Origin of the sequence: Bradyrhizobium sp. 17, from assembly GCF_023073515.1 — a bacterium.
GTDB lineage: Bacteria > Pseudomonadota > Alphaproteobacteria > Rhizobiales > Xanthobacteraceae > Bradyrhizobium > Bradyrhizobium canariense_D.
In genome coordinates this window covers 612,323-629,716 of the sequence record NZ_JADPJQ010000130.1, presented here as the reverse complement: position 1 = coordinate 629,716, position 17,394 = coordinate 612,323, and the positions used below count along the sequence as shown (strand labels likewise).

The window sequence follows — 17,394 nt, the reverse complement described above, 5'->3', positions numbered from 1 at the left end:
CCAGCTTATTTTTGTCTCTTGTTCTTGTTGTTTTCGACGTCCGGTCAGGCGACCCGTTCCTCGCCTCTTCCCGATGCCAACACGATTGCGCCTTCTTGTTCGAGCGCGTCGATCTGCTTCCGGTCGAACCCATGCTCGGCGAGCACCTCGCTTGTATGCTCACCGTAGACCGGCGCGCCCGTGCGCACTTTGCCTGGGGTCTCCGAAAACTTGACCGGCAAGCCGATCGTCTTCACGGGCCCGAGCGTGGAATGCTCGACCTCGACAACCATCTCGCGCGCCAGCGTCTGCGGATCGCTGAGCGCCTCCAGCATGTCGTGCACGGGCCCGCACGGCACGCCCTTCTCGTCCAGTGCCGCCAGCCAGTGCGCGCGCGTGCGGGTGCGGAAGCGCTCGCTCAGAACAGCTTCGAGCTCCTTCAAATTGGCCATGCGGTCGGCGCCGGTGACGAAGCGTGGATCGGCTGCGAGCTCGCTTGCGCCGAGCGCCTCCAGCATCAACAGCCAATGCTTCTTGTTGGCGCCGCCGACCACCAACCAGCCGTCCGAGGCCTCGAACGCCTGATATGGCGCGTTGAGCGGATGCGCCGAACCCATGGCCCGCGGCGCGGTGCCCGCGGCCAGCGCGATGGTCGACTGCCAGTAGGTCTGCACCAGCGCGGCCTCATAGAGCGAGGTCTCGACCCACTGCCCTTCGCCGGTCTTGAGACGGTGCGTGTAGGCCGCGAGGATGCCCATGCTCGCCAGCAGGCCGGCGGTGATGTCGGACAGCGGCGGGCCGCATTTCACGGGCGGACCATCGGGACGTTCGCCGGTAAAGCTCATGATTCCGCTCATGGCCTGGGCGACCAGATCGAAGCCGCGGCGATGCTTGTAGGGTCCGGTGCGGCCGAAGCCAGACAGCGAGCAATAGATCAGCGTTGGATGCTGCTTGTGCAGGTCGTCATAGCCGAAGCCGAGGCGCTCCATGGCGCCCGGCGCAAAATTCTCGACCAGCACGTCGGCGCCCGCGATCAGCCGCCGCAACACCTGCTTGCCGCCATCGGTCTTCAGATCCAGCACGATGCCGCGCTTGTTGCGGTTCATCATCAGGAAGGAGGCCGCCTCGTCGCCGATCTTCGGCGGCACCGAATGGCGGGTGTCGTCACCGTTCGGCGATTTCTCGATCTTGATGACGTCGGCGCCCATATCGGCCAGCATCAAGGTGCAGGTCGGCCCTGCCATGACATGGGTGAGATCGATCACCTTGAGGCCGGCAAGCGGCCCCGAACGGCCGGAGGTTGATTGCGAGCGATCGCTTTGCATCGGGGCGTCCTATTGGCCGCGCCATTGCGGCGCGCGCTTGGTGAGGAAAGCATCGAGCCCTTCGCGAAAATCCTGGCTCGTGTAGCACATCAGGATGAGGTCTTCGCCCTCGTCGGGCGTCAGGCGCCTTTGCAGGCGCGCCACGGCCTGCTTGGTCGCATTCAGCGTCAGCGGCGCGTGGCTGGCGAGCAATTTGGCAACCTCGTCCGCGCGCCTTTCGAGCGCGGCGATATCCTCGACGACCTCGCCGAGCAGCCCGACACTGGCAGCCTCGGTCGCGTCGACGAGCCGCGCCGTGAAGATCAGATCCTTGACGCGGGCGGCGCCGATCAGCGCGGTGAGACGACTGACATTGGACATCGACAGGCAGTTGCCGAGCGTGCGGGCAATGGGAAAGCCGATTTTCGCGCTTTGGGTGCCGATGCGGAGGTCACATGCCGCGGCAATGCCCGCGCCGCCGCCGGTGCAGAACCCGTTGATCGCCGCGATCGTCGGCACGCGGCACTGCTCGAGCGTGGTCAACACTCGATCGATGCGGTTCTCGTAGTCGATCGCGTCCTGCGGCGACTTGAAATCGCGGAACTGATTGATGTCGGTGCCCGCGGCAAACGCCTTGTCGCCGGCCCCGCGCAGCACCAGTACCTTGATCGCGTGATCGTCGTTGATCTCCTCGCAGATCGCGGCGAGCCGCTCATACATCGCGAAAGTGAAGGCGTTGCGCGCCTGCGGGCGGTTGAAGGTGATCCGCCCGATCCCGTCCTGGCGCTCGAAAACGAGGTCTTCCGCCTTCACCTGCTGGTCCATTTCCTCGATGTCCTTCTGCTTTTCTACATTTTTGAATGCAAAATGATCAATTTACAAGCCGGAACTTGCATTAATGCGTATATAGCTCCATTTTTGCATTCAATTGGACTTCAGACCCATGCTTCATGAGGAAGTCGTCGGCCGCATCCGGGCCATCCTGCTCGACGGCGAGATCCCGCCGGGCGCGCGGATTCCCGAGCGCGAACTGTGCGAGCGGCTGCAGATATCGCGCACGCCGCTCCGCGAGGCGCTCAAGGTGCTCGCCGCCGAAGGTCTCGTGCAGCTCCTGCCGCATCGCGGCTCGCGCGCAGCAAAACTGACCGACAAGGACATGCGCGACTTGTTCGAGGTCTGCCAGGGTCTCGAGGCGCTCGCCGGCGAACTCGCCTGCGAACGCATCACCGATGCCGAGATCGACGCGATTGCCGCCGCGCACGCGGACATGGTGCGGCATTATCGCGAACGCGATCTGATCCAGTACTATCGCGGCAACCGCGCCATTCACGAAGCCATCGTCGTTGCGGCCGGAAACCCGGTGCTCGCGGGGCTGTATACGTCCGTGACCGCGCGCATCCGCCGCGCGCGCTATGTCACGCCGATGACGCCCGAACGCTGGGCGGTCGCCGTGAAGGAGCACGATGCCATCCTGAACGCACTGCAGAGGCGCGACGGCGTCGGCCTCGCCCATATCCTGCGAGCGCATTTGCGCCACAAGCGCGAAGAGGTTTTGCAGGCGGGCTTTGCCGAAACGGAAGGGAGCGAGCTCGCGCCGAGAATTGCATGAGCCATAGGTCGCGGCGTACAAAGAATCTTGCGGTCACGCCGTATCGGGCGGCCAGCAGACACAATCACGACACAATCATTGATTGCCTTTGGCCGTACTGGCACGGATCGTGCTGACGAGGCTCGTCGGCAACGGACGTCTTTTGTCGCGCGCCGGAATTGCGCATCCAACTTCGACAAACCGAGATCATCGCCAAATCAATTCCACTTGCTCGCCTGCCTGAACCGGCGCAGCATTCGACCATCGGCGCGGGCCGAATGTAACGCGCAAGCAATTGCGCAAAACAAAAGACAAAAGCGGAGGAAACGCATGACAATCGATGTCTCACGTCGGTCCTTGTTGACCCTCGGGGCTGGCCTTGGTGCCAGCGCAATGCTCGGCGGCAGCGCCTTGGCGCGCGCTCCCAAGCTCGGCACCCAGACGCCCTACTGGCACCGCTTCGTTCTCGGCGACGCCGAAGTCACCGTCGTGTCCGACGGACCGCTTCCCCTGGGCGATCCCTCGGGCACCTTCACCGGTGTTTCCAAGGAAGAGGTGAAGAAGATGCTCGTCGACAATTTCCTGTCGCCGGACAATGTCGTGCTCGAGCAGAACTCGCCGATCGTCAACACCGGCGACAAGCTCATCCTGTTCGATACCGGCATGGGCTCATCCAAGATGTTCGGCGTCACCACCGGTCGGCAGCAGAAGAGCATGACCGAGGCCGGCATCAAGCCCGGCGACATCGACGCCGTGGTTTGCTCGCATGCCCATATCGACCACATCGGCGGCATCGTGGACGACGGCGGCAAGCCGCTGTTTCCCAACGCGCAGATCTACATCTCGCAGACCGATTTCGACTTCTGGACCGACGAAGGCAAGCTCGGCAGCGCGGCCAAGGATTTCGTCGTTCACGCCCGCAAGAACCTGCTGCCGGTCCGCGACCGCATCGTGTTCTTCAAGGACGGCCAGGAATTTCTGCCTGGCGTGCAGGCAATCGCAGCGCCCGGTCATACCGTCGGCCACACCATCTTCATGGTCTCGTCGGCCGGCAAGTCCTTCGCCTTCCTTGGTGACCTGTCGCATCATCCCGTCCTGCTGCTCGAGCGGCCGCGGATGGAATTCTCCTACGACACCGACCCGAAGCAGGCGGCCGAGTCACGCGTAAAACTGCTGACCATGCTTGCTGCGAACAAGACGCCCGTGATGTCCTATCACTTCGCCTGGCCGGGCTATGGCCATGTCGCCAAGGCGGGTGAAGGATTCCACTATTATCCCGAACCGATGCAGATGACTTTGTAATCGCCGGATCTGGTCCGGGCGACGCACGCGCCGCCCGGACCATCCGAACGATCACCGCCGTCCGACTGGCCGGTAAAGAACTTCAAATTGCGTGATGCCTCCGGCGGCGTTGGCGAACATTACTTCCTAGTTGCAAGTTAAGTTCATTTCGCTCAATTGCGTTTGGGAGCGTCAATGTCCCGCGAGAACGATGGTTTTGTCTTCCATCGCGACCTGCTCCAATGGGTCCCGGATGTTATCTATCGGGCCGTCAACTTCTTTGTCACATGGGACAAACTGCCGACCCTGCTCGGAGCCGTCAATCTCTCGGCGTTCCGCGACCGGCTGCGGGAGCGCAATCTGCACCATACCGGCTACGGCACGACATCGCCTCGCTGGAACACGGGCAATGACCGGTGGCGTTCCGCCGACGGCTCGTTCAACAGCCTCGACCATCCGCGCATGGGGATGGCTGGCGCCCGGTTCGGACGTAACTTCGCGCTGTCCGAATGCGTACCGGACAGCCTGGACGACCTGCTCGAACCCAGTCCGCGCGTGATCTCGGAGGAATTGCTGGCGCGCCACGAATTTATTCCGGCGACCAGCCTCAATCTGCTGGCCGCCGCCTGGATCCAGTTCGAAACGCATAATTGGTTCAGCCATGGGGCCCCTAAGTCGGGAAACGAGTTCAAAATTCCGCTGACGCCAAACGACGAATGGCCTGCGGATGAGCGGATCGACGACTGCATGAAGATCCGTCGGACCGTTTGCGACGAGACGCCACGTGAACCATGGCTCGGCGCGACCCCCACGTTCCGCAACCTCAACTCGCACTGGTGGGACGCCGGACAAATCTACGGCAGCGACCGCGCAAGGCAGATGCAGATCCGTTCCGGGGCAGATGGGAAGATCGCGGTCGGCGATGATGGGATGCTTCCAGCCGATCCGGTGCATCCCGGCGCCGATCTCACCGGCTTCAACGACAATTGGTGGGTGGGGCTCAGCCTGCTGCACAATCTCTTTGCACGCGAGCACAATGTCATCTGCGACGGCTTGAAGGCGCGGTATCCGACCTGGAAGGACGAGGAGCTATTCCAGCATGCGCGCCTGATCAACGCGGCCCTGATCGCCAAGATCCACACCGTCGAATGGACGCCAGGCATCCTCGGCCATCCCGCACTGGACTTCAGCATGCACGCCAACTGGTCGGGGATCCCGTGCCGGGTGCTGCGCGCCGTGCTCGGCAAGAACAGCGAAGCCGCCTTTGGCATCATCGGCTCTCCGACGGATCAGCACAGCGCGCCCTACGCGATGACCGAGGAATTCACCGCCGTGTACCGCCTGCACCCGTTGATCCCGGAAAACCTTGATGTACGGCGGCTCGATAGCACAGAGATTACCGCTAGCGACTTGGTCAAAATGCAGGGCCCCGCCTCCCGCAAGTTCATGCAGACTCACGGCTTCGCGAACCTGCTGTACTCGTTCGGCACCGCTCATCCCGGCGCCATTCGCCTCCACAATTTTCCCAACTTCCTGCGCCGGTTCACGAAAGACGGCCAGCCGCTGCTCGACGTGGCCGCGATCGACATCATGCGTGATCGCGAGCGCGGCGTGCCGCGCTACAACCGGTTTCGCGAGCTGGTCGGCAAGAAGCGGGTCAACACATTCGAAGAAATCACCAGCATCCCCGGTGCCGCCAGGAAGATGCGCGCGATCTACAAGGGCAACGTCGATCGCGTTGATCTGATGGTCGGATTATTGGCCGAGGACCTGCCGGAGGGTTTCGGCTTCAGCGATACCGCCTTCCGCATTTTCATCCTGATGGCATCGCGGCGTCTGAAGAGCGACCGGTTCTTCACCGATGACTACCGCGCGGAAGTCTACACCAACTTCGGTCTGGACTGGATCCACAACAACGGAATGAAATCGGTGCTGCTGCGGCATATGCCGCAACTCGGACCGGCGCTCGAGGGCGTCAACAATGCCTTCGCCCCGTGGAACGTCCTGCGAGGCTGAGCCTTGGCCCATATGTTCAGCATTCCGGGCCTCGTCCGCCTCGGATGAGCGTCAGCCGCCCTAGCACCCGAGCTTGTCGGCGATCCCACCAAAATCCTTGGCGACGATGTCCCAATTGCCGGTGGCCTCGAAATCGACCTTCTGAAGCGGACCGTATTCGGTCGGCCGCGCCACGAAGGCCGTCTTCAGCCCGTTCTTCTGCGCGGCGGCGAGATCGCCGTTGTGGGCCGCGACCATCATCACCTGCTCCGGCTTGAGGCCGAGCAGGCGCGCGGCGCCGAGATAGGTTTCGGGATCGGGCTTGTAGTGCTCGAACAGCTCGGCCGACATGATGAGGTCCCAGGGAAGCCCTGCGAACTTCGCCATGTTGGTGAGCAGCGCGACATTGCCGTTCGACAGCGGCGAGATCACGAATTTCGTCTTCAGTCGGGTCAGGCCGGCGACGCTGTCGGGCCACGGGTGCAAGCGGTGCCACCCCTTGGTGAGGTGATCGAGATCGGCCTCGGTCAGCTTTGGAATCGAAAATTGCGCGACCAGTTTTTCGAGCGAGCGGCGATGCAGATCATCGAGCATGACGTAGCCGCGCTCGGGATGTTTGCGCACGTCATCCATCGAAGCCATGTACATGCCGCGCCAGCCGTCGACCAAGGCGGTCCAGTCGGCGCTGATGCCGCGGCCCTTCGCCCACCACATGAAGTCGGTGATCAGGCTGGTGCGCCAGTCGACGACGGTGCCGAACACGTCGAAGACCAGGGCTTTGACGGCGGAGAGGTCGGACATGTGCGCTTCCTCTTTTTGTTGTTCGTCATTCGGGGACTCTCGTCAGAGCGGCCCCGGAATCCAGAGGTTATTGGCACGAGATTCCGGCCTCGACGCTGTCGCGCCGTCCTGAATGACGGCAGTCGTCAGTCGAGGTGGAATTTCGCCAGCTCGCGGTGCTCGGCCTTGATGTAGCGCACGGTGCCGGTGACGGAGCGCATCACCACCGTCTCGGTCTCGATCACGCCGTCCTTGCGGAATTTGACGCCCGACAGCAGCGAGCCCGTGGTGACGCCGGTGGCTGCGAACAGGCAGTCGCCGCGCGCCATGTCCTCGATGCCGTAGATCATCTTGGGATCGCTGACGCCCATCTTGGCGGCGCGCTCGCGCTTCTCGTCGGAGTCGAGGATGAGACGGCACTGCATCTGGCCGCCAATGCAGCGCAGCGCCACGGCCGCGAGCACGCCTTCCGGCGCGCCGCCGGTGCCGAGATACATGTCGACGCCGGTATTGTCGGGGTCGGCGCAGTGGATCACGCCGGCGACGTCGCCGTCGGTGATCAGGCGCACGGCGGCGCCAGTCGATCGCACGCTCTCGATGATGCTGGCATGGCGTGGCCGGTCGAGCACGAGAACGGTGATGCCGTCGGGCTTGACGCCCTTGGCCTTGGCGAGCCGGCGGACGTTTTCGGCCGGTGTCGCATCGAGCTCGACGACGCCCTTGTCGTAACCGGGACCGATCGCGAGCTTCTGCATATAGACGTCGGGGGCGTGCAGCAGCGTGCCGCCGTCGGCCATCGCCATGGTGGCAATCGAGCCCGGCATGTTCTTGGCGCACAGCGTGGTGCCTTCAAGCGGATCGACGGCGATGTCGACCTGCGGGCCGGCGTTCATGCCGACCTTCTCGCCGATGAAGAGCATCGGCGCCTCGTCGCGCTCGCCCTCGCCGATGACGATGGTGCCCTCGATCGGCAGCTTGTTGAGCTCGCGCCGCATCGCGTCCACCGCGGCCTGGTCGGCCGCCTTCTCGTTGCCGTGCCCGCGCAGACGCGCCGAAGACACCGCCGCCCGCTCCGTCACACGCACGATCTCCAGCGTGAGAATGCGCTCGAGCAATGCTTGCGGCGGGACTGAAATATGGGTCGACATCGGCTCACTCCTTCGAAACAGTTTTGGACGGACATCTCCGCCGCATCAACTCGTAACACCCACAGTTCGTTCGAACCGTGTCAGTTCTTCTCGATCCTGATAACCTGTGGCCGTCCGCTGATCACCTTGTCCTTCTGCACGGCCGCGAGCGCACGGCGCACGGCGTCCTCATGCGTGGCATAGGTGATGAGAATGACAGGCACCGGGACCGCCTTGCCGTCTGCCGGCGCAGGGCCGCCATTGGGATGGCGCTGCACGATCGACTCGATTGAAATCTTCTGCTCGGCGAGCCGGGTCGCGATCGCAGCCGCGGTGCCCGGGAAATCGCGTGCCAGAAGGCGGATGTAGTAGCCGCCCTCGTGGCGCTCCATCGGCGCCTTCTTGGTGTCGCGCAGCTGCGAAATCGGCCGGCCGAACGGATTGGCGCGAATGCCGCGCGCAACGTCGGCGATGTCGGCGACGACGGCGGATGCGGTCGCGGCGCCGCCGGCACCGGGGCCGACCAGCGTGATCGGCGGGATGCCCTCGCCATCGATCGTGACCGCGTTGGTGACACCCATCACCTGCGCTATCGAGGAGGATTTCGGAACCATGGTCGGATGCACGCGCTGCTCGATGCCCGTGGCGGTGCGAACCGCGACGCCGAGCAGCTTGAGCCGGTAACCGAGATCGTCAGCGGCACGGAGATCTTCCGGCGCGATGGAGGAGATACCTTCGACATACACCGCGCTTTGAGCAACTTTCGTGCCGAAAGCGAGGCTGGCGAGAATGGCGAGCTTTTGCGCGGTATCGTGGCCGTCGACGTCGAATGACGGATCGGCCTCGGCATAGCCGAGCCGTTGCGCGTCCTTCAGGCATTCGGCGAAGGACAGGCCCTCCTGCTCCATCCGGGTCAGGATGTAATTGCAGGTGCCGTTGAGGATGCCGTAGACCCGGTTGATGCCGGTTCCGGCAAGACCTTCGCGTAACGTCTTGATGACAGGGATCGCAGCGCCGACGGCTGCTTCGAAATTCAGCGCGCCGCCGTGCTTTTCGGCGGCCTTTGCCAGCTTGAGGCCGTGCTTTGCCAGCAACGCCTTGTTGGCGGTGACGACGGACTTGCCGGCGGCGAGCGCGGCCTCGACCGCCGCCAGCGCGGGATCGCCCGCGCCGCCCATCAGCTCGACGAAGCAGTCGATGCCCGGATGCGTGGCGAGGGCAAGCGGATCCTTGACCCATTCGATGCCGCGCAGATCGACGCCGCGCTTCTTCGCCTTCGAGCGTGCGGTGACGGCGACGACACGGATGCCACGGCCGCTGCGGCCGGCAAGCACCCGCGCCTGCGTTTCGATCAGACGGACAACTTCGGCGCCCACGGTGCCGAGCCCCGCTATGCCCACTTTCAGGGGTGCAACCATGATGCCTTGGAAAACCTGCGGAAGAGAACTTAACGCCGAGTGGCGAGCGGAACGACGTTGTGCAACGTTTCGATGCCGCTTTCAAGGAAGCGGCGCACGCCACGCGCGGCCTGCCTGATCCGTTGCTCGTTTTCCACCATGGCGATGCGGACATATCCTTCGCCATGCTCGCCGAAGCCGACGCCGGGCGAGACCGCGACACCGGATTTCTCCACCATCAGGGTCGCGAACTGCATGCTGCCGACGCTGCGGAAGGCTTCCGGCAGCGGCACCCAGGCGAACATCGATGCTTCCGGCGGCGGGATCTCCCAGCCGGCACGGCCGAACGATTCCACCAGCGCGTCGCGCCGCTTGCGGTAGGTGTCGCGCATCTCCTTGATGCAATCGTCCGGTCCGTTCAGTGCGGCGGTCGCTGCGACCTGGATCGGCGTGAACGCACCGTAGTCGAGATATGATTTGACGCGGCCGAGTGCCGCAATCACGCGCTCGTTGCCGACCGCGAAGCCCATGCGCCAGCCAGCCATCGAATAGGTCTTCGACATCGAGGTGAACTCGACGGCAACGTCCATCGCGCCCGGCACCTGGAGCACCGAGGGCGGCGGGTTGCTTTCGTCGAAATAAACCTCGGCATAAGCGAGATCCGACAGGATCAGGATCTCGTGCTTCTTCGCGAACGCGACCAGGTCCTTGTAGAAGTCGAGGCTCGCGACATAGGCGGTCGGGTTCGAAGGATAGCAGACCACGAGCGCCAGCGGCTTCGGGATCGAATGCACGATCGCCCGCTCGACAGCCTCGAAGAATTGCGGCGTCGGCTCCGAGGGCACCGAACGGATCACGCCGCCCGCCATCAAGAAGCCGAAGGCGTGAATCGGGTAGCTCGGATTGGGACAAAGGATGACGTCGCCGGGCGCGGTGATCGCCTGCGCCACGTTGGCAAAGCCCTCCTTGGAGCCAAGCGTCGCCACCACCTGGGTGTCGGGATTGAGCTTCACGCCGAAGCGGCGGGCGTAGTAGCCGGCCTGGGCCCGGCGCAGCCCGGGGATGCCGCGGGAGGCCGAGTAGCGGTCGGTGCGCGGCTTGCCCAGCGTCTCCTTCAGCTTCTCCAGCACGTGCGCAGGCGCCGGCAGGTCCGGATTGCCCATGCCGAGGTCGATGATGTCGGCGCCGGCGTTCCGCGCGGCTGCCTTGGCCCGGTTGACCTGTTCGAACACGTAAGGCGGAAGGCGGCGGATGCGGTAAAATTCTTCCATGGCTCTCTCGGCTCCGGCAACCGGTCAGGACAGAATCGACAGGCCATAAAGACCAGGCGGAAGGCGCCCGCATCTCTCGCGAAAATTACTCAAGATCAAATACTTAGAGCAATCATCGACGATGTTGACTGAAGTCGTTCGCCCTGACTCTCGGCTGAACTAAGGTCTTTTAGCACGGCGAGGCGGAGGCGCCAGCGATTACCTTGCGGCGCCCTATTTCGCGTCCTTGGTGGCAACCGCCTGACGGTCGCGCGCGGCAGCAAGTTCGGCCTCGATCTTGGCGCGTTGGTCCGGCGGCATGACGGCCTGATCGCGATCCGGCGGCAGATCGTGCACCGGCAGATAGCTACCGGCCTCTCTGGGATGCGCTTGAGCATCGGAAGGCGTCATATCCGCGAGCTGGCTCGAGCAGCCGCCCAGGGCGAGCGTCGCCATCAGCAGCGCGCCACAGATCCGCCGCGACTTTTGCAGGTCCCACAACGCCAACACTAGGGAAATCCCCACTTCGTCCCAAAGCACGGCCCCGGGCAACCTTACCCAAGTCCGCGCCCAAGCTCAAACCATTGCTGCCCAAATGGTGCGAGCGAGAAAATAGCCCCAGTCCATCAAGCCGAGCGGTGCGGCTCGATTGTGACGGAACCAAGAAAATTTTGTCGCACTGCAACACATCTTCGAGAGTGTTTAACGCCAAACATGCGAGCTTCGCGGTGACGAATACGGAATGAATCGTTACTGTTCTCCTCATGAGTATGGCCACCACCGATACGCCCAAACCCGAGACGAAGTTCGATGCGGAAGCCTTCGCGATGAATGTCGCGCGGGCGATGGAAAGCGGCGGCAAGGCGCTTGCCGCGTACCTGAAGCCGCGCGAGAGCGGCGAGGTGCAGGATCGTCCGCCGGCGGAGCTTACCGAGGTCATCAAGACCTTCACCGCCGTCGCCGAATACTGGCTGTCGGATACGTCGCGGGCCTCCGCACTCCAGACCAAGCTCGCCAAGGACTATCTTGACCTCTGGGGCTCGGCGGCGCGCCGCATGGCCGGTCAGGACGCACCGCCCGCGATCGCACCCTCGCCGCGCGACAAGCGCTTTGCCGATCCGGAATGGAAGTCGAACCAGTTCTTCGATTTCATGATGCAGCTCTATCTGCTCACGACCAAATTTGCGCAGGAGCTTGTGCGCGAAGCCGAGGGCCTCGATCCGCAGACCCGCCGCAAGGCCGAGTTCTACGTCCAGCAAGTCACCAACGCGATATCGCCCTCCAACTTCGTGCTGACCAATCCGGAAGTGCTGCGCGCGACGGTGGCCAGCAGCGGCGAAAATCTCGCGCGCGGCCTGAAGATGCTGGCCGAGGACATCGCCGCCGGCAAGGGCACGCTGAAGATCCGTCAGTCCGATCCGGACAATCTCGTCGTCGGCGTGAACATGGCGACGACGCCGGGCAAGGTGATCTACCAGAACGAGATGATGCAGCTGATCCAGTATGCGCCGGCGACGGAGAAGGTGCTGCGCACGCCGCTCCTGATCATCCCGCCCTGGATCAACAAATTCTACATCCTCGATCTCAAGCCGGAGAAATCCTACATCAAATGGTGCGTCGATCAGGGCATCACCGTGTTCGTGATCTCATGGGTCAATCCCGACAAACGCCTCGGAGCCAAGAGCTGGGAAGACTACATGAAGGAAGGCCCGCTCACGGCGATGGACGTGATCGAGAAGGTCACCGGCGAGATGAAGGTGCACACCGCCGGCTATTGCGTCGGCGGCACCATGCTCGCGACCACGCTGGCCTGGCTCGCCGAGAAGCGCCGCCAGCGCGTGGCGTCCGCGACGTTCTTCGCGGCACAGGTCGACTTCACCCATGCCGGTGATTTGCTCGTGTTCGTCGACGAGGAGCAGATCGCATCCCTCGAGCAGGACATGAAGGCGGCGGGCGTGCTCGAAGGCTCGAAGATGGCGATGGCCTTCAACATGCTGCGCTCCAACGATTTGATCTGGTCCTATGTCGTCAGCAATTACCTCAAAGGCCAGCAGCCGAGCGCGTTCGACCTGCTGCACTGGAATTCGGACGCGACCCGCATGACCGCGTCGAACCATTCGTACTACCTGCGCAATTGCTACCTTGAGAACCGGCTCTCGACCGGCACGTTGGTGCTGGACAACACCTTGCTCGATCTCTCCAAGGTCATGGTGCCGATCTACAATCTCGCAACCCGCGAGGACCATATCGCGCCGGCTGAATCGGTGCTGTACGGCTCCCAGTTCTTCGGCGGCCCGGTGAAATACGTGCTGTCCGGCTCGGGCCACATCGCCGGCGTGGTCAATCCGCCCGCCTCGAACAAATACCAGTACTGGACCAACGACAACGTGAAGTCCGCCAACGTCGCCGAGTGGATGAAGGGCGCGGTCGAGCACAAGGGCTCCTGGTGGCCGGACTGGCGGCAATGGCTGGGCGCACTCGATCCCGAGGAAGTCCCGGCCCGCACGGTCGGCAGCGAGGCGTTTCCCCCGATCGAGGACGCACCCGGCAGCTATGTCAGGGTTCGCGCATAGCAGAATCTTTCGCGCTTTCGTATAAGCTCCATGCCTGCAGCAGAAATTGATGAGGGGACCGGGTTATGACGCGTGAATTGTTCTGGCTGACACTGACGGTGGTCCTGACTGGAATCCTCTGGATTCCCTACACCATCAACCGCTGCCAGATTCGCGGGCTTGGTGGTGCGATGGCCAATCCCTCGCGCACCGACAAGCCGCAGTCGGAATGGGCGAACCGCCTGATGTTCGCGCATGACAACGCCGTCGAGAACCTCGTGCTGTTCGCGCCGCTGGTGCTGATCCTGAATGCGATCGACTACTCCTCGAAGTGGACGGTGCTTGCCTGCGCCGTCTATTTCTGGTCGCGCGTTGCGCATCTGATCGTCTATGCGATGGGTATTCCCGTCTTCCGCACCCTCGCCTTCACCGTCGGTTTTCTCGCCCAAGCCGTGCTGGCGCTCGCGATCTTCAAGGTGCTCTGATCGGCCCCGGTTGGGTTGGCGCCTGCAACGAACGGGTGAAATCTCGAAGGCCTATCGCGGCTGCCGGTGTTGCCGAATGACGACAGTGCGGAAAAAAGCAGCAATGCACTCTTGGGCTGACACGATGGATCGCACATCCAGAGGTATATTTGCCCATCGCAATTGATTGATTCGGGGCAGACATGAATTGGAAGATTGCATCCGCCGTCGGCGCGTTGTCGCTCGTTGCCGTCGCGACCCAGGCTAACGCCGCAGATCTCGCCGCCCGTCCCTACACCAAGGCGCCGCCGATGATCGCCGCGATCTATGATTGGAGCGGCTTCTACATCGGCGCCAACGGCGGATATGGCTCGTCACGCAATTGCTGGGACCAGACGGTTGGTTTCGCGGCCGGCGTTGCGGAAGGCTGCCATGACGCGACGGGCGCCGTCGCCGGCGGCCAGATCGGTTATCGCTGGCAGAGCAGCGCCTTCGTATTCGGCCTCGAAGCGCAGGGCGACTGGGCGGACCTCTCCGGCCGGAACGCCAGCACCGTGCTCGGCGTCGCGAACCGCACCCGTGTCGATGCTTTCGGCCTGTTCACCGGCCAGATCGGCTACGCCTGGAACAGCGCACTGCTTTACGCAAAGGGCGGCGCCGCCGTCACCCGCAATCGCTACCGCGGCATCGGAACCGGCGGTCTGGCCGGAGCCGAGTTCGACGGTGCCGACGACACCCGCTGGGGCGGCACGGTCGGCGTCGGCATCGAATACGGCTTTGCGCCGAACTGGTCGGTCGGCCTCGAATACGACCATCTGTTCATGGGCCGGCGCGACGTTACCCTCACGGCAAACGGCGTGCTGGCACCCGTCGGCACGTTCTCACGTACCGACCGCATTGGCCAGGACGTCGACTTGATCACGGCCCGCATCAACTACAGGTTCGGCGGCCCGATCATCGCGAAGTACTGAGAAGCGCCCCTCGCGGCCGTCATGCCCGGGACCAGCCCGGTCATGACGAGCAGCGAATGTTGCTCCTACGCCTCCGGCAATCCCAGCATCAGTCGCATGTTCTGCACGGCCGCGCCGGACGCGCCCTTGCCGAGATTGTCGAGCCGCGCGACCAGCACCGCCTGATGGTACTTGTCGCTGGCGAAGACGTAGAGTTCGAGCGTGTTGGTCTCGTTGAGCCCTTCCGGCTCGAGCTTGCCACCCTTGGTCGTCTCGTTCTGCAGCGGCATCACCGAGACGTATTTCGAGCCGGCGTAACGCTTTGCCAGCGCGGCCTGGAGATCGGCGCCGCTGGGCTTGCCGGGCAGCGTGTCGAGCTGGAGCGGCACCGACACCAGCATGCCCTGCCGGTAGTTGCCGACCGACGGGATGAAGATCGGCCGCCGCGTCAGGTTCGAATAGAGCTGCATCTCCGGCAGATGCTTGTGCTCGAAGCCGAGGCCGTAGAGTTCGAAGGACGGCGCGCTGCCGTCCTCGAAACTCGCGATCATCGACTTGCCGCCGCCGGAATAGCCGCTCACCGCATTGATGGTGACGGGATAGTCGCGCGGCAGCAGGCCGGCATCGACGATCGGTCGCAGCAGCGCGATCGCGCCGGTCGGATAGCAGCCGGGATTGGACACCTTCTTCGCAGCCTTGATCTTGCCAGCCTGATCCGGCGTCAGTTCCGGAAAGCCATAGGCCCAGTCGGGCGCGACCCGGTACGCGGTCGAGGCATCCAGCACCTTCGGGCCCGACGGCCCCATGCTGTCGATGAGCGCAACCGTTTCCCTGGCAGCATCGTCGGGCAGACAGAGGATGACCAGATCAACCTTCTCCATCAGCGCCTTCTTGGCCGCGGGATCCTTGCGCTTGTCGTCGGCAATCGTCTTCACGACCACGTCGCTCTGCAGCTTCAGCCGCTCGTTGATGCCAAGCCCGGTGGTGCCGGAGCCGCCGTCGACGAAGACGGTGGCCGGCTTTGTCGCAGCGCCAGTGGTCGGTGCTTTCGTCGTTTCAGTGAGGCTCATGGCGCGCTCCTTTCGAGCATGTTGGTTTCGGATGCGAAGGCCTCCGGCCTTACGTCCTGCATCAGTTGCGCGATCTCCCTGGCGTCGGCATGGGCTTGCGCGCCAAGCGCATTGGCGATCGCCATATAATCGGCGTCGGACTTGTGCTGGTTGAGCTTGAAGCTGGCTTCGACCTCCTCAACCGTCATGACCAGACCCACGATCGCCTTCTTCATCGCCTCGAGCCGCCCGGCCGTCATCTTGCCCGACGTCCACGGCTTCTTCGGCAACAGCCAGTTCTCGAACTTGTTGCTGAGCGTATCGATTTGCACGGCCAGTTCACCATCCGACAACAACCGCACCGGCCCGGTCAGATGGACCGACTGGTACAGCCAGGTCGGCACCTGATCCGGCGAGACGTACCAATCCGGCGACACGTAGGCATCGGGGCCGTTGACCGCGAGGAGCCAGGAGGTCGTCCCATCCGCAAGCTTTAGCAGCGGATTGTGACGGGCGACATGAAACGCGGCCTGCGGCGTGCCGTCCGCGGCATAGGTCAAATAGAACGGCAGCGGCGAGGCGATCGGCTTGTGGCCGTCGAAGGCGCACATGGTGCCGAAGCCGCGCGTGTCGGCGAATTTCAGGCTCGCGGCGCGGTCCTGCTTGAAAAAGGGTGGCGTATACATCGTAGTCTCCTGCTGGCCTCCTTGGTGGCCGCCGGATCAGATCGCACTGACAGGAGAGAGAATGCCGCGGATCGGATCCAGCGGCAAAGACGATGATCTCAAACGCGATCGACCGCCCAAACCGCTAAAGAGCGGCGGCGGCGACGGGCGAACAGGATGGTCGCGGCGTTGATCATGGCGCGGTGCTATAAGGCCAGTTGCGGTCGCCGTCAAGGTTCCGACGTCACACCACGCCCCAGATCCATTCCATGATCTTGGCGATCACATCTCCGAACAGCAGCAGCGCCGCCGACCAGATCAGTGCCGAGACGAAATTGGCGGCCTGGAAGCTCCAATAGGGCATCTCGAAAATGCCGGCTGCAAGCGGCACGGAGGCACGCAAGGGGCCGAAGAAGCGGCCGATGAAGATGCTCGGCACGCCCCAGCTGCGCACGAAGGCCTCGCCTCTGGGCAGGAGTTCCGGATAACGCGAGAGCGGCCACATCTGCGCGACCTGCTCCTTGTAGCGATAGCCGAACCAGTAAGAGACCCAGTCGCCCAGCGCCGCCCCGATGCCACCGGCGATCCAGACCGGATAGAAGCTGATGCCACTCGCGCCGATCAGCGCGCCGATAGCGACCAACGCGCCCCAGGCCGGGATCAGCAGCGAGATGAAGGCGAGCGACTCCCCGAAGGCGAGCACGAACACGATGGGAGCTGCCCACGTCTGGTGAGCGCGCACGAAATCGGCGAGCCCCTGCGCAAACTGCTCCATTCAAAAATAGCCTTTCCGTCCTGCCCGAAGGTGCTGCTCGATGAAAAGGACTGGTAAGCCAATGACTTGTGTGACATCAAGTCACAAAGCCAGGTCCAGCCGGACCGGACCGTCACATTGCCGGGAATTGATGGGGATGCGGCGTAAAATCGCCGGGATTGGCTCCCAACCACACCGCCCGGCCCGCCCCGCGATAACCTTTCCAAGTCAGAAGTGGCATAGTCGGCCCAACCGATTC

General features: G+C 63.4%; 16 protein-coding genes. 6 read left to right on the top strand and 10 right to left on the bottom strand.

All coding sequences use genetic code 11. The annotated features are described in order from the left end of the window. Positions 1 to 44: 44 nt before the first annotated feature. Positions 45 to 1,304, bottom strand: coding sequence for a CoA transferase (locus tag IVB13_RS39285; protein ID WP_204511108.1), 1,260 nt, complete (start codon positions 1,302 to 1,304; stop codon positions 45 to 47). Positions 1,305 to 1,313: 9 nt separating this feature from the next. Further along, the gene (locus tag IVB13_RS39280) at positions 1,314 to 2,108 is read right to left on the bottom strand and encodes an enoyl-CoA hydratase/isomerase family protein (RefSeq protein ID WP_018454422.1); all 795 of its coding nucleotides are present in this window, start codon (positions 2,106 to 2,108) and stop codon (positions 1,314 to 1,316) included. A gap of 118 nt (positions 2,109 to 2,226) precedes the next feature. Between IVB13_RS39280 and IVB13_RS39275 the strand changes: the two genes are divergently transcribed. The 3 genes from IVB13_RS39275 to IVB13_RS39265 all read left to right on the top strand — a co-directional run bounded on the left by IVB13_RS39275 (position 2,227) and on the right by IVB13_RS39265 (position 6,168). Beyond that, positions 2,227 to 2,892 (top strand): GntR family transcriptional regulator, encoded by a 666-nt coding sequence (locus IVB13_RS39275; protein ID WP_018454423.1) that lies wholly within the window; start codon positions 2,227 to 2,229, stop codon positions 2,890 to 2,892. Between the two features lie 309 nt (positions 2,893 to 3,201). After that, the gene (locus IVB13_RS39270) at positions 3,202 to 4,173 is read left to right on the top strand and encodes an MBL fold metallo-hydrolase (RefSeq protein WP_026232731.1); all 972 of its coding nucleotides are present in this window, start codon (positions 3,202 to 3,204) and stop codon (positions 4,171 to 4,173) included. Between the two features lie 174 nt (positions 4,174 to 4,347). Beyond that, the gene (locus IVB13_RS39265) at positions 4,348 to 6,168 is read left to right on the top strand and encodes a peroxidase family protein (protein WP_018454425.1); all 1,821 of its coding nucleotides are present in this window, start codon (positions 4,348 to 4,350) and stop codon (positions 6,166 to 6,168) included. Between the two features lie 60 nt (positions 6,169 to 6,228). Here IVB13_RS39265 and IVB13_RS39260 read toward each other — a convergent pair whose 3' ends face one another. The 5 genes from IVB13_RS39260 to IVB13_RS39240 all read right to left on the bottom strand — a co-directional run bounded on the left by IVB13_RS39260 (position 6,229) and on the right by IVB13_RS39240 (position 11,211). After that, positions 6,229 to 6,948 (bottom strand): haloacid dehalogenase type II, encoded by a 720-nt coding sequence (locus IVB13_RS39260; protein ID WP_018454426.1) that lies wholly within the window; start codon positions 6,946 to 6,948, stop codon positions 6,229 to 6,231. 125 nt (positions 6,949 to 7,073) lie between these two features. Next, positions 7,074 to 8,075 carry a class II fructose-bisphosphatase gene (glpX, locus tag IVB13_RS39255; RefSeq protein WP_018454427.1) on the bottom strand — a complete coding sequence of 334 codons (1,002 nt, stop codon included), beginning with the start codon at positions 8,073 to 8,075 and terminating at the stop codon, positions 7,074 to 7,076. Between the two features lie 80 nt (positions 8,076 to 8,155). Beyond that, a complete protein-coding gene (locus tag IVB13_RS39250) occupies positions 8,156 to 9,472 on the bottom strand; it encodes a homoserine dehydrogenase (protein WP_018454428.1) in 1,317 nt (438 codons plus the stop codon). A 29-nt stretch (positions 9,473 to 9,501) separates the two neighbouring features. Then, positions 9,502 to 10,722: an LL-diaminopimelate aminotransferase gene (locus IVB13_RS39245; RefSeq protein WP_018454429.1), complete on the bottom strand. Its 1,221-nt coding sequence runs from the start codon at positions 10,720 to 10,722 to the stop codon at positions 9,502 to 9,504. Positions 10,723 to 10,935: 213 nt separating this feature from the next. After that, the gene (locus IVB13_RS39240; protein WP_026232732.1) at positions 10,936 to 11,211 is read right to left on the bottom strand and encodes a hypothetical protein; all 276 of its coding nucleotides are present in this window, start codon (positions 11,209 to 11,211) and stop codon (positions 10,936 to 10,938) included. A 254-nt stretch (positions 11,212 to 11,465) separates the two neighbouring features. On the opposite strand from IVB13_RS39240, the gene phaC reads away from it, so the two are divergent. From phaC to IVB13_RS39225, 3 genes are all read left to right on the top strand, one after another. Beyond that, positions 11,466 to 13,274 carry a class I poly(R)-hydroxyalkanoic acid synthase gene (gene phaC, locus IVB13_RS39235; protein ID WP_026232733.1) on the top strand — a complete coding sequence of 603 codons (1,809 nt, stop codon included), beginning with the start codon at positions 11,466 to 11,468 and terminating at the stop codon, positions 13,272 to 13,274. A gap of 65 nt (positions 13,275 to 13,339) precedes the next feature. Then, positions 13,340 to 13,738 carry an MAPEG family protein gene (locus tag IVB13_RS39230; protein ID WP_018454432.1) on the top strand — a complete coding sequence of 133 codons (399 nt, stop codon included), beginning with the start codon at positions 13,340 to 13,342 and terminating at the stop codon, positions 13,736 to 13,738. Positions 13,739 to 13,920: 182 nt separating this feature from the next. After that, complete coding sequence (locus IVB13_RS39225; RefSeq protein ID WP_018454433.1) at positions 13,921 to 14,688, top strand: outer membrane beta-barrel protein; 768 nt, start codon at positions 13,921 to 13,923, stop codon at positions 14,686 to 14,688. A gap of 65 nt (positions 14,689 to 14,753) precedes the next feature. Here IVB13_RS39225 and argC read toward each other — a convergent pair whose 3' ends face one another. From argC to IVB13_RS39210, 3 genes are all read right to left on the bottom strand, one after another. Then, positions 14,754 to 15,737, bottom strand: coding sequence for an N-acetyl-gamma-glutamyl-phosphate reductase (gene argC, locus IVB13_RS39220; protein ID WP_018454434.1), 984 nt, complete (start codon positions 15,735 to 15,737; stop codon positions 14,754 to 14,756). Then, positions 15,734 to 16,402: an FMN-binding negative transcriptional regulator gene (locus IVB13_RS39215; protein ID WP_085353489.1), complete on the bottom strand. Its 669-nt coding sequence runs from the start codon at positions 16,400 to 16,402 to the stop codon at positions 15,734 to 15,736. The genes argC and IVB13_RS39215 overlap by 4 nt, the downstream gene beginning before the upstream one ends. Before the next feature lie 223 nt (positions 16,403 to 16,625). Continuing rightward, positions 16,626 to 17,156, bottom strand: coding sequence for a DedA family protein (locus IVB13_RS39210; RefSeq protein ID WP_247492688.1), 531 nt, complete (start codon positions 17,154 to 17,156; stop codon positions 16,626 to 16,628). Positions 17,157 to 17,394 lie beyond the last annotated feature (238 nt).